Raw genomic sequence first — 12,857 nt, 5'->3', positions numbered from 1 at the left:
TCTTTTAATGACTCAATATGGCGGTGAGGAAGGGATTCGAACCCTTGATACGTTGCCGTATACACACTTTCCAGGCGTGCTCCTTCAACCACTCGGACACCTCACCTCATTAGAACCCGCTTTTCAAAAGCAGGTTGCATACTATAATGATCACCAACTAATTAATCAAGCTTTTTAATTCATACAAACAATAAAACCAAATGTTGCCAAAACAGCTAACACAGCAATAGTTGTGATTAAAGCATATTTTAAATTTGAATCCATTATGTTATCTCCAATTATTTATTAGCTTTCTCGATTGGTAAATCAAACGTAATAACCTCTTTAATAGGGTTATTGCCTTTGATTTTGGGATACTTAGGTGCAAAATCAAGAAGTATCTCGATAGATTCATCTAAGTAAGGATCAGGTTTTTTATAATTTTTTGGTAAATCATCTAATTTAGTAATTGATGGTAAACCTACCTTATTTAAACGTGCATTAGTTCTTTTTAAATCACGTTCCTCATTATTTTTTTGTTCTACTTCTCGTTTTTTCTTATTAAGTGAAACAATATATTGACGATCTTTTTTATCATTAAATCGTTTGATATCTTCATCAATATACATAAATTCAGGATTATGTGAAATTCTGGCTAAATGTTGTGATTCTAAATCAGGCAACAATGGCTTAATATTGGCAAGAGTCAAATAATCAGCTGATGGTATTTTATCCCACGGTAGTGCGTTATCTAAAAAACGTTCTCCCGTTTCATCAACATACTTAACTTTATTCATTTCAATATCTGGCTCAACGCCTTTTAATTGTGTGCTACCACCATTGATACGATAAAACTTCTGAATAGTATATTGAGCCCCGCCAAGTTCAGGCCAACTTGGATGTAGTCTTGCATCAACTGGATAAGAGATGTTACGAGAAGTTTGGACGGTTCCCTTACCATAAGTGGTTTCACCAACTATTAATGCTCGCCCATAATCTTGCATAGCCGCAGAAAATATTTCTGATGCTGATGCACTATAACGATTAATCATAACAACAAGTGGCCCGGTGTATTCGATACCTTTATTCTTATCATTGTAAGTGATGACTTTTTGTAAATTATCACGTACTTGAACAACTGGTCCAGTATCAATGAATAAGCCAGTTAAATTGATAACTTCGGTTAACGAACCACCGCCATTATCACGTAAATCAATAACTAAACCTTGCAAATTTTCTTTATTTGCTTTTGATAAGAGTCCTTCAACTTTTTCCGTTAATCCCATATAGAAACTTGGTATTTCAATAACGCCAACTTTACCACGTGGATTATCGATAATATTTAATTTCGCTTCTCTATCTTCAAAATGAATCTTATCACGAGTGAGCTCAATTACTTTTGCCTTACTATTATTACCAGCAGGTAAAATTTCCAATCTTACAACAGTACCTTTAGGTCCACGAATTTTATCGACAATATCATCCAAGCGCCACCCAATAACATCTTCAATCGCTGAATTACTTTGACCTACTCCAATAATCCTATCCCCGATGGTAAGTAACTTACTCTTTTCAGCAGGTCCGCCTGTTACAAAAGACATAATCACCGTATAGTCATCTTGCTGGCTCAATGTTGCACCGATACCTTCAAATGATAAACTCATTTCGGAATCAAAATCTCGTTTTTTACGTGGTGCCAAATAACTAGTGTGAGGATCAATTTCTCTGGCAAATGCATTCATAAATACTTGAAAGGCATCTTCATTATTTGATTGCATTATCGTTTTTAAAACGCGATTGTAACGTTTACTTAAAACTTTACGGATCTCTTTTTCATTTTTTCCCGATAAGGATAAACTCAATTCATCATATTTAACACGCTTATCCCAATAAACATTAAGTTCGTTTTCTGAAGTCGGCCAAGCAATTTCTTCACGATTAAAATCAATTTCATCATTGGCAGAAAAATCCATAGGCCGTTGTAAAACTTCAAGAGCATATTGATAACGGTCATAACGTTTTTTCAAAAAAAGATTGTAAATATCATAAGCCGTCTTTAAATTACCATCGATTAATTCTTGACCTAAAGACTCTTGTCTATTTCGAAAACCATCAACATCACTTTGAATAAAAATGGATTTACTACCATCCAATAATTTGAAATAGCGATCAAAAATCTGAGCTGAAAAAGCACCATCCAAGGAAAAATTACGATAATGTGATTGAGTAAAAAAATTCGTTACACGCTTAGCAACAACTTGGTGGATATCATCTTGCTTTAGAACTGGTATTTGTTCATTAGCTTGCGGTTTTGCCTGAACATTTTGGCTAAAAATACCCAAAATAAGGCTAAGTGTAATAATACCATTGAGTAATTTATTCATTCAAACTCTCTACTTATTGATAATATGTTCAGGTTTGACCGTTAACTCCATACCTGCACCAACCTTTACCTTAATATGCTCTTTTTCAATATTAATGACTTGTACTTTTATAGGTTTATTACCTACTATAACTTTAACAAAATCACCAATTTTTAAAGCTTTAGCTTTTTTAGGAAGCATCCGAGTAGCTTTACGTTTTTCTTTTTCACGTTCTTTAAAACGCTCTTTAGCTTTTTCTTTGCTCTCTTTCAACTGTTGTAGCGCATGATCTATCTGTTCTTGGCTAATAACCTCAGTAGGATTACCATCTAAATCAACACGATTGGCTCCTTCTTTTATACTATATAAGTAACGCCAACTCATTGTGTATGAGCGCAGTGCGGCACGGAGTTTAGTTTTACTAAGTTCGTCATTACCATCTAAACGAGAAATAATATCTTGAAAAATTCCAATCTTTAATGGCTTTGCCTCACCTTCAAGGGTAAAACAATTTGGGAATTGTTGAGCTAAATAAGCAATAATCTCTTTACTATTTGTTAATTGAAACTGTTTTTCCATTGGTTATTCCATAGCAACTAAATTTTACTAGCGTTAAAGTATATCGCAGCTTATATAATAACACTAACTATCTTTTTCGGTTTATTAATAAATTGTTATAAAATCTTTAATATCTGTATGTATTTGGCATAAAAGCCAAACAGCTTATTCATGAGTTGATAGCTAATTAAATGCTACCACTCAAAATCGATTAAAATAAATACTAAAACAAATTAAACTATCAAATTTTCTCTTGTATTGGGTAGAAAAGAATAACATAGATACTTATGGTTATAAACTAAGATAAATTAAAAAATGGAAATAAAATTTAGTGAATGATATAGAGAAGAAAATCTAATTACATTAAAAAAGTGCAGCACTAAAGAATTAAATTTTTTAATTATACCTTCAGTTGCTCTATCTTGAACGTTATAAAACATATGCTATTATCAATTCACATTTCATATCAACTACAAATTAACACAATAGGCAACTATATCATGAAAAATATTAAAAAATTTCTGCTCATCCTTTGTTCTATACTTGCTTTATCAGCATGTTCACAAAAAAATTTTGTTGAGCAAGGCACACCGCTTAATAACGCAAAAGTAAGCAAAATTGTTGAAGGGTCATCAACTGAAGCTCAGATTCTGTCCCTATTTGGTGAGCCAACAACAAAAACCGCTATCAATAGCAACGAAACACAGTGGACATATCAATACACTAAAAAGAGCTCAACAAGTCATATGTTAATTGGCGAAACGCAATACAATATTATTGAAGGAAAGCTTGATATTATTATGTCTAAAGGGGTAGTAACATGGTTCAATTATGATGAAAACCAACGACAGAAAAAATGGTAATAAATTATCTTGTTTTATAGCACATCAACAAGATGTGCTAAGAATTTGTTATTTCAATCCTATGGAATTACATTACTTTACTCATGTTTAAATTTCAGTCATCTATTTCCTAAAGAAAAGACATCTCTGGACAATATTGCGCTTTAGGTTATACTCATTAACGAAATTAACCAGACAATCGCTGCTTTGTTGTTTTTATAAAGAAATAAACAAAGGGGAGGAAAGTCCGGGCTCCATAGGGCAGAGTGCCAGGTAACGCCTGGGGGATTTTTGCGAGAGTGAAAATTCACGACAAGTGCAACAGAGAGAAAACCGCCGATGGCTTATTTTATAAGATCAGGTAAGGGTGAAAGGGTGTGGTAAGAGCACACCGCGCAACTGGTAACAGTTGTGGCACGGTAAACTCCACTCGGAGCAAGGTCAAATAGGGATTCATTGGCGTGGCCCGCGTTGAATCCGGGTAGACTGCTTGAGCTAATGCGTGAGTATTAGCCTAGAGGAATGATTGTCCACGACAGAACCCGGCTTATCGGTTAATTTCACTTTCTACTTCTTGTTATCATTTAATCCAATTTTAGATTGCTTTTTATTGCTTAAAGAGCGCTTAACAGCGAGAAAAATTGAAAAAATTAACCCTAACACCAACAACAAAACAGGTATTAGCATTAATAAAGACATGATCTGCTTTTCATACTCTTTGAAAACTGGTGATAATCCAAATAGGTAACCTAATGTCACAATCAAGAAAATCCATAATGTAGCACTGATTATATTATAAATATGGAATTTTCGACTGTGTAGTCCTGATAATCCAGCCATCATCGGTAATAATGTACGTACAAAAGCAATAAATCTCCCAATAAATAGCGCTTGTAATCCGTACTTATGGAATAATACTTCAGATTTATGATGATATTTTTCAGGTATATGTGCCATCCAACCTTGGACAAGCTTAGTATTACCAAGCCAAAGTCCTTGAGCATAACCTAACCAAGTACCTAAAGCAGCGCCAGCAATTAAAATAAAATTAATTAAACCAAAATGGAATACATTTTGGCTAATTAACACACCAGTTAAGAATAATAGACTGTCTCCAGGTAAAAAAGCCGCTGGTAAAACGCCATTTTCTAAAAGAATAATGACAAACAACATCCCATATAGTGTCCATAGCACATTAGGGTTTGAAAGCGTTGCAATGTCCAAATTAACAAACGCATGATAAAGTGTAATTATTGTTTCCATCTATTTTTAAATCCCATTGATGTATTATTATTAGTGGTTAATGGTACCACCAACGGTTAAATTATCCACTTTTAAAGTGGGTTGCCCAACCCCAACAGGTACGCTCTGCCCTGCTTTACCACAAACACCCACACCAGAATCTAATGCTAAATCATTACCTACCATAGATATTTGCTGCATAGTTTCTATACCTGAACCAATTAATGTTGCACCTTTAACTGGAGTTGTTATTTTTCCCTTTTCAATCAAGTAAGCTTCTGAAGTTGAAAACACAAACTTACCAGAGGTGATATCTACTTGTCCACCAGCAAAATTAGGGGCATAAAGACCATAATCAACGCTACTAATAATATCGTCAAAAGAAGAATTTCCTGCCAACATATAGGTATTAGTCATTCTTGGCATAGGTAAGTAAGCATATCCTTCGCGACGACCATTACCAGTTGAACATGTATTCATCAATTTTGCGTTGAGCTTATCAAACATATAACCTTTTAAAATACCATTTTCAATAAGCACTGTTTTTTGGCTTGGAGTACCTTCGTCATCAATAGATAGTGAGCCTCGACGGTTTTCAATTGTACCATCATCAACAATAGTGCAAACTTCTGAGGTGACTTGTTCACCAATTTTCCCAGAAAAAACTGAACTATTTTTACGATTGAAATCGCCTTCTAAGCCATGGCCTACAGCCTCATGTAACAAAACTCCAGGCCAACCAGCACCTAAAACAACAGGCATTGTTCCTGCTGGTGCGGCTTTAGCAGAAAGAGAAACAAGTGCTTGACGCACGGCTTCTCGGGCATAGCTGTCAGCATAACTTTCTGATGTTTTTGGGTTGATTGTTAAAAAATATTCATACCCAAATCGACCACCGCCACCACTACTTCCTCGCTCACGTCTACCCTCTTTTTCAACCAAAACTGAAACGGATAAACGCACCAAAGGACGAATGTCAGCTTTTAATGTACCATCAGTTGCTGCTATTAAAATATCTTCATAACTTCCAGTCAAACTGGCTGAAACTTCAATAACTCTAGGATCGATTGAGCGTGCTAAGTGGTCAATTTGTTGCAACAATTCAATTTTCTGTTCTTTAGAAAAAGAATTGATCGGGTTGATTGACGAGTATATAGACACTGTTTGAGCAGATTTAAATGGCGTCACTTTGATAAGTGTTTGTATTTTAGTGATTGAATTTGCTGCGAATATACTTTGTTCTAACCGCGCTAATGAAAGCTGATCAGTATAAGCAAACCCTGTTTTTTCGCCAACAACGGCTCTAACACCAACTCCTTGGTCACGATGAAATGAGGCATTTTTTATAATACCATCTTCAAGTAACCAGTTTTCATAATAACCAGATAGAAAATACAAATCACCAAAATCAATTTTCCTTGAGCTCAACATATCAAGCAAATGCGAAAGATCTTGTTGGTTTAGATTATTTGGGTTGAGCAGTCGTTCACTCACTTGAGTTACTATCATAAATTCCTTAAATTCTAATTGTTAACAGAAGTTTTTTGATAATCGATTATAACTAGTTGATCATAATAATTATTTAACTTTCATCATTTTTATACTGAAACGTATAGTTACCTGAAACTTTTTTACAAGATATTGCTTCTACATTAATACAACATCATATTGTTCTTGAATATAAAGTGGTTCAACTTTTACTTCAACACGTTTACCCACAAACACCTCAACTTCAGCTAAAGCATGGGACTCATCATTAGTTAAAGCATTAGCCACAGCAGCCGAGGCATAAACCAAAAAGTATTCTGAATGATGCGCTTTATAAACACGAACTATATCACGTAATATTTCGTTGCAAACTGTTTCTACCGATTTGACCATACCACGACCTTTACATGCTGGACATTCTTCACACAGAATATGCCCTATACTTTCACGTGTTCGCTTGCGAGTCATTTCGACTAATCCTAAACTCGAAAATAAATTAACAGTTGTTCTAGCTCTATCTTTAGATAAAGAATCATGCAGCGATTGTAACACCCGTTCACGATGCAAATCTTCTTGCATATCAATAAAATCAATAATAATAATGCCCCCCAAATTACGCAAACGTAATTGACGGGCAATTGCTATTGTTGCCTCAATATTAGTATTAAAAATCGTTTCTTCTAAATTTCGATGACCTACAAATGCACCAGTATTGATATCAATAGTAGTCATGGCTTCGGTTTGATCAATAATTAAATACCCACCAGACTTTAATTTCACTTTACGATCTAATGCTCTTTGAATCTCATTTTCGGTATCATAAAGATCGAAAATAGGAATATTACCACGATAAAGAGATAGTTTATTGGTTACTTCAGGCATAAATTCTTTTGTAAATTCAACCAATAAATCATAAGTTAATTTTGAATCTACTAAAATTCGTTCAATTGGATCACCAACAAAATCGCGCAATACTCGTTGGGATAATGCCAATTCCCCATAAACTAGATTCTTACTTACTGGGCGAGCCATGCGTTCTTGAATTTTAGTCCAAAGTCGTTTTAAAAAATTAGCATCTTGTTCTAACTCATGCGCACTTGCCCCTTCTGCGGCTGTTCTAACAATAAAGCCAGCTTCTGTTGTCACATATTGCTCAACAATATTTTTTAACCTTTCACGTTCTTGTTCACTTTCTATGCGTTGTGATGTGGCTACATGCGCAGAATTTGATCCAGGCATTAATACCAAATAACGTGATGGCAAAGTAATATCGGTTGTAAGCCTAGCTCCTTTAGTTCCCAATGGATCTTTAACCACTTGTACCATTAAGTCCTGTCCTTGGCGAACAAGTTCAGAGATATCTTTTACTTGAAATTGTTCTTGCTCTGTATCTGATACGCACTCAGTATGAGGCATAATATCTGATGCATGCAAAAAGGCAGCTTTATCAAGACCAATATCTACAAAAGCGGCTTGCATACCAGGCAAAATACGAATGATCTTACCTTTATAAATATTTCCAACAATACCGCGTCTAGACTCACGATCAACATGGATTTCTTGCAATACACCATCTTCGATATAAGCAACTCGAGTTTCAGATGGCGTTACATTCATTAATAATTCAACAGACATAGATTTCCTTTTAATTGATAGCAAAGCTTCGTCTTATTAGTCGTAAAAATAAATAGATACCAATCCATAATAGACTATCTATACAGCTTGATATAAAAATCAATGGCGATATTGTTATAGTATGATAAATACAGACTTGAAATAAAAATACCAGTAAATTATAACATATCGATATCCCAAAGATGATAAACGACTGTTGCCATAACGCTAAATTACGTATCAATTGGAATTTAAAAACAAATAAATAAGCAATAAATGAATAAATAAAGGCATGGATTCCTAAAATAGAACCAGTACATAGATCCATTATAGTTCCAAAAACAAATGCAGTACCAATCCCAACTCGATGAGGAAGCGCTATCAACCAATAAGCAAAAATTAAGATCAGTATATGTGGTTTAAATATACTATATGATGGAGACCACGGAATGATTTGTAAACATAAGCCTATTAATAGCGTTATCCAAATAATTATTATTCGATTACGACCCCTCATGTTTTACTCCTTGATTTCCCCACAATAACAATAAATAACGTAAACGCTTCAAATCCGCTGTTGGTGTTGCTGAAATAATTGGGGTTGAATCTGTAATATCAAGTTTTACTGAACTAACTACGGCTACCGGATATCCTTCTGGAAAACGGCCATCAAGCCCTGAAGTAACTAAAACATCGCCGACTTTTACATCAACGTTATTAGGCATAAATTCTAATGTTAAGTCATTACTACACCCGTTTCCCACAGCAATCATACCAATGTCGTTTCTTAATACTTGTACGGGTATCGCATGTTGATAATCGCACAATAAAATTGCACGACTAGTAGATTGGGCTGTTTCATAAATTTGCCCTACAATCCCTTTTTCATCAACAACAGGTTGCCCAACATAAACACCATCTTGTTTACCTTTATTTACAACAAATTGATAGATATAAGGATCAGTGTCTATAAGCAATACTTGTGCAGCCATCTTTTGTTCATCATGCCTTAAAGGTGAACCTAACAATTCGCGAAGTCTATCATTTTCATGTTTTAGATGCTCAAGTAACAATAGATCGTTTTTTTGTTGTAATAAATCTGCATGCAAATTTGCATTTTCATTTATTAATGTTTCTCGTGTTTTGGACATCTCGTAGAGAGAATCAAACGACGACTTTGGTGCATTTGAAACATAATATAGAGGAGAAATAAGGGTATCTAAATAATAACGAATTTCTTTAAATGGACGATAATTGATATCTAATACAATTAGAACCAAGGCTAACGCCAGAGAAGTAAATAATTGTACACTAAGAGGGGAGCGTTTAGAAAAAAGTAATTTCATTGCCGGTACTTACCTGTTTAAAGCTCAAGATCTAATTATTTCAAAATATGACTCCGCCGACACGATTGTCGGCGGGGAAAATATGATATGCATGCTTACTTATTGTTTTATAAAAATAAAACTAATCAACAATAACTTATTAATTACTCTTCACTAAATAGATCACCACCATGCATATCAACCATATCTAGCGCCTTGCCGCCACCTCTGGCAACGCACGTTAATGGATCTTCAGCTACTACTACATGAATACCTGTTTCAGCCGATAATAACTTATCAATATTACGTAATAGAGCACCACCACCGGTTAAAACCATACCATGTTCTGAAATATCAGAAGCAAGCTCAGGAGGGCACTGCTCTAATGCAACTTTTACCGCACTAACAATACCGCTTAATGGTTCTTGTAATGCTTCTAAAATTTCATTAGAGTTTAAAGTAAAGCTACGCGGCACACCTTCAGCAAGATTGCGCCCACGCACTTCAATTTCGAGAACTTCATCACCAGGATAAGCACTACCAATAAAATGTTTGATTTTTTCGGCTGTTGCCTCGCCAATTAAAGCGCCATAATTGCGACGAACGTAGTTAATAATCGCTTCATCAAATCGGTCACCACCAATACGAGCAGATGCAGAATAAACAACACCATTTAGCGAAATGACAGCTACTTCGGTAGTTCCACCACCAATATCAACAACCATTGAACCAGTAGGCGCAGATACAGGTAAATCAGCACCAATAGCTGCTGCCATTGGTTCTTCAATTAAATACACTTCACGAGCACCTGCGCCTAAGGCTGACTCTCGGATAGCTCGACGTTCAACTTGTGTAGCACCTACAGGAACACAAACAAGTACGCGAGGACTTGGTCTTAAAAAACTATGGCTATGAACTTGACGGATAAAGTGCTGCAACATTTCTTCAGTAACAGAAAAATCAGCAATAACGCCATCTTTCATCGGTCTAATGGCTGCTATATTACCTGGTGTTCGCCCTAACATTAGTTTCGCAGCATGCCCAACAGCAGCAACACTTTTTCGAGTACCTGTGCGATGATCTTGGCGAATCGCTACAACAGAAGGTTCGTTTAATACTATACCTTGCCCTTTTACATAAATAAGTGTATTCGCTGTACCTAAATCGATTGATAAATCATTTGAAAACAAGCCACGAACTTTTTTGAACATAATAAAAACTCTTCCTAGAATTAATCTTGTTTAAGTATATTTCAGTATTAAAAACCACCATGGAATCAAAAAATAAATATTTCAAATTTATCAAGGCTAAATGGAGTATTATTTAATCCTTTCAAACCATAGCAAATCTCAATAGTAATTAACGGTCGATATTGTATCGCAATTATAAAATAATACCTAGAAAATAGTATAACAAGTGATTGTAAAGGAGATATATAATGACAAAATCTGTTTTACAGTGTATTCTTCCGCGTTAATGTTGAGTTACAACTTTATTACCGACTAAAAAACAGCTTTAGTCGATAATAAGGATGCATTTAAATAATTGTTACTTATATCAAATAAACACGGTGTAATTCATGGATATACGCAAAATTAAAAAGTTAATTGAATTAGTTGAAGAGTCAGGTATTTCAGAGCTTGAAATTTCTGAAGGTGAGGAATCAGTTCGAATTAGTCGAGCTGCTCCTACTACAAACTATTCTGCGCCAGTACAAAATATTCAAATTCCTCAACCAGCTCCTGTTGTAGTTGCTCCAACCGTTCAAACAGAAGTTGTAACTGATAATGTGGTAACTGATGATACAACAATTAAATCCCCAATGGTTGGAACTTTTTATCGTACACCGAGCCCAGAATCAAAAGCTTTTGTTGAAATTGGCCAAACAGTAAATGTTGGCGATGTGCTTTGCATCGTTGAAGCGATGAAAATGATGAACCAAATTGAGTCAGAAAAAGCTGGTACAATAAAAGCCATATTGGTTGAAAATGGTCAACCAGTTGAATTTGATCAGCCACTATTCATTATTGAATAATCTGAATTTATTATTGACAATACGATTAAGAGATTGAATATGCTTGATAAAATTCTTATTGCGAATCGTGGAGAAATAGCTCTACGTATCTTACGAGCATGTAAAGAACTTGGAATAAAAACTGTCGCTGTTCATTCTACGGCAGATAAAGATTTAAAACATGTATTACTTGCAGACGAAACCGTCTGTATTGGCTCAGCAGCTTCGGTAAAAAGTTACCTTAACGTTCCTGCATTAATTTCAGCTGCGGAAGTAACTGGAGCAGCTGCTATTCATCCAGGTTATGGTTTCTTATCTGAAAATGCAGATTTTGCTGAACAAGTTGAGCGATCTGGATTTATTTTTGTTGGCCCTAAACCGGATACTATTCGCCTTATGGGTGATAAAGTATCAGCAATTCACGCCATGAAAAAAGCAGGTGTTCCTTGTGTACCTGGTTCAGATGGCCCTCTAAGTAGTGATATTGAAATTAATAAACAAATTGCCAAGCAAATTGGCTATCCTGTTATTATTAAAGCTTCTGGTGGCGGTGGCGGACGAGGCATGCGTATTGTTCGTGAAGAAAATGATCTTGAACAATCTATTAAAATGACCAAGTTAGAGGCCAAAACTGCTTTCAATAATGATATGGTTTACATGGAAAAATTCCTTGAAAATCCACGTCATATTGAAATTCAGGTACTTTCTGATGGTCAAGGAAATGCTGTGTATTTGGGTGAACGAGACTGCTCAATGCAAAGACGACATCAGAAAGTTGTTGAAGAGGCACCAGCTATTGGTATTACGCCAAAAATGCGCAAATTCATCGGTGAACGTTGCGTTAATGCATGTATCGAGATTGGCTACCGAGGAGCTGGCACATTCGAATTTTTATTTGAAAATGGCGAGTTTTATTTCATTGAAATGAATACCCGTATTCAAGTAGAACATCCTGTTACTGAAATGATAACCGGTGTTGATCTAATTAGGGAACAAATTTTAATTGCAGCTGGCAAACCACTTTCAATTAAACAAAGTGATATTGAAATTAAAGGTCATGCGATTGAATGTAGAATTAATGCTGAAGATCCCAAATCGTTTATGCCATCACCAGGGAAAATCACTCGCTTCCATGCACCAGGTGGCTTCGGCATTCGTTGGGAATCGCATATTTATGCTGGTTATAGTGTCCCACCTTACTATGACTCAATGATTGGTAAATTAATTGCTTATGGTGAAACTCGTGAGGTTGCTATAGCACGTATGAAAAATGCGTTAGCCGAACTGGTTATTGATGGGATCAAAACCAATATTGATCTTCATATTGATATTATGAACGATAAGGGCTTCCAAAAAGGTGGCACAAATATCCATTATTTAGAAAAGAAATTAGGTATTTATGAATAACAAAATAATCCCTATTTATTAGGGA

Annotated in this window: 12 protein-coding genes, 1 tRNA gene and 1 other RNA gene; 4 read left to right on the top strand and 10 right to left on the bottom strand. The window is 35.2% G+C overall.

Annotated elements, in window-relative coordinates; all coding sequences use genetic code 11:
* Positions 1-18: 18 nt before the first annotated feature.
* The 4 genes from ACGH6Q_RS02825 to proQ form a co-directional block, all read right to left on the bottom strand.
* Positions 19-106, bottom strand: a tRNA-Ser gene (locus ACGH6Q_RS02825).
* A gap of 68 nt (positions 107-174) precedes the next feature.
* On the bottom strand, positions 175-264 hold the full coding sequence (locus tag ACGH6Q_RS02820) for a YnhF family membrane protein (protein ID WP_141672672.1): 90 nt from the start codon (positions 262-264) through the stop codon (positions 175-177).
* 14 nt (positions 265-278) lie between these two features.
* Positions 279-2,363, bottom strand: coding sequence for a carboxy terminal-processing peptidase (prc, locus tag ACGH6Q_RS02815; protein WP_085164444.1), 2,085 nt, complete (start codon positions 2,361-2,363; stop codon positions 279-281).
* A gap of 9 nt (positions 2,364-2,372) precedes the next feature.
* Positions 2,373-2,921 carry an RNA chaperone ProQ gene (proQ, locus tag ACGH6Q_RS02810; RefSeq protein ID WP_065589543.1) on the bottom strand — a complete coding sequence of 183 codons (549 nt, stop codon included), beginning with the start codon at positions 2,919-2,921 and terminating at the stop codon, positions 2,373-2,375.
* Between the two features lie 479 nt (positions 2,922-3,400).
* Between proQ and bamE the strand changes: the two genes are divergently transcribed.
* Both bamE and rnpB read left to right on the top strand, forming a co-directional pair.
* Positions 3,401-3,763, top strand: coding sequence for an outer membrane protein assembly factor BamE (gene bamE, locus ACGH6Q_RS02805; protein WP_167370055.1), 363 nt, complete (start codon positions 3,401-3,403; stop codon positions 3,761-3,763).
* Positions 3,764-3,925: 162 nt separating this feature from the next.
* Positions 3,926-4,308, top strand: an RNA gene (gene rnpB / locus ACGH6Q_RS02800) — RNase P RNA component class A.
* A 1-nt stretch (position 4,309) separates the two neighbouring features.
* On the opposite strand, the gene ACGH6Q_RS02795 is transcribed toward rnpB, so the two are convergent.
* The 6 genes from ACGH6Q_RS02795 to ACGH6Q_RS02770 all read right to left on the bottom strand — a co-directional run bounded on the left by ACGH6Q_RS02795 (position 4,310) and on the right by ACGH6Q_RS02770 (position 10,622).
* Positions 4,310-5,005, bottom strand: coding sequence for a DedA family protein (locus ACGH6Q_RS02795; protein WP_034909688.1), 696 nt, complete (start codon positions 5,003-5,005; stop codon positions 4,310-4,312).
* 30 nt (positions 5,006-5,035) lie between these two features.
* Positions 5,036-6,493 (bottom strand): metalloprotease TldD, encoded by a 1,458-nt coding sequence (gene tldD / locus ACGH6Q_RS02790; RefSeq protein ID WP_411591745.1) that lies wholly within the window; start codon positions 6,491-6,493, stop codon positions 5,036-5,038.
* Between the two features lie 138 nt (positions 6,494-6,631).
* Positions 6,632-8,107, bottom strand: a complete 1,476-nt coding sequence (rng, locus tag ACGH6Q_RS02785) for a ribonuclease G (protein WP_034909694.1) — start codon at positions 8,105-8,107, stop codon at positions 6,632-6,634.
* A gap of 10 nt (positions 8,108-8,117) precedes the next feature.
* On the bottom strand, positions 8,118-8,603 hold the full coding sequence (gene mreD / locus ACGH6Q_RS02780; RefSeq protein WP_034909696.1) for a rod shape-determining protein MreD: 486 nt from the start codon (positions 8,601-8,603) through the stop codon (positions 8,118-8,120).
* Positions 8,590-9,432: a rod shape-determining protein MreC gene (gene mreC, locus ACGH6Q_RS02775; protein WP_065589540.1), complete on the bottom strand. Its 843-nt coding sequence runs from the start codon at positions 9,430-9,432 to the stop codon at positions 8,590-8,592. Before mreC ends, mreD begins: the two co-directional genes overlap by 14 nt.
* Before the next feature lie 143 nt (positions 9,433-9,575).
* Complete coding sequence (locus ACGH6Q_RS02770; RefSeq protein WP_065574434.1) at positions 9,576-10,622, bottom strand: rod shape-determining protein; 1,047 nt, start codon at positions 10,620-10,622, stop codon at positions 9,576-9,578.
* 368 nt (positions 10,623-10,990) lie between these two features.
* On the opposite strand from ACGH6Q_RS02770, the gene accB reads away from it, so the two are divergent.
* The gene (accB, locus tag ACGH6Q_RS02765; protein WP_065589539.1) at positions 10,991-11,446 is read left to right on the top strand and encodes an acetyl-CoA carboxylase biotin carboxyl carrier protein; all 456 of its coding nucleotides are present in this window, start codon (positions 10,991-10,993) and stop codon (positions 11,444-11,446) included.
* 39 nt (positions 11,447-11,485) lie between these two features.
* On the top strand, positions 11,486-12,832 hold the full coding sequence (gene accC, locus ACGH6Q_RS02760) for an acetyl-CoA carboxylase biotin carboxylase subunit (protein WP_174799493.1): 1,347 nt from the start codon (positions 11,486-11,488) through the stop codon (positions 12,830-12,832).
* The last annotated feature ends 25 nt before the right edge of the window (positions 12,833-12,857 follow it).

Origin of the sequence: Gilliamella sp. BG2 (assembly GCF_046635645.1) — a bacterium.
GTDB lineage: Bacteria > Pseudomonadota > Gammaproteobacteria > Enterobacterales > Orbaceae > Gilliamella > Gilliamella bombi.
The sequence above is the reverse complement of the archived record's forward strand: the minus strand, read 5'-3'. Positions and strand labels throughout refer to the sequence as shown.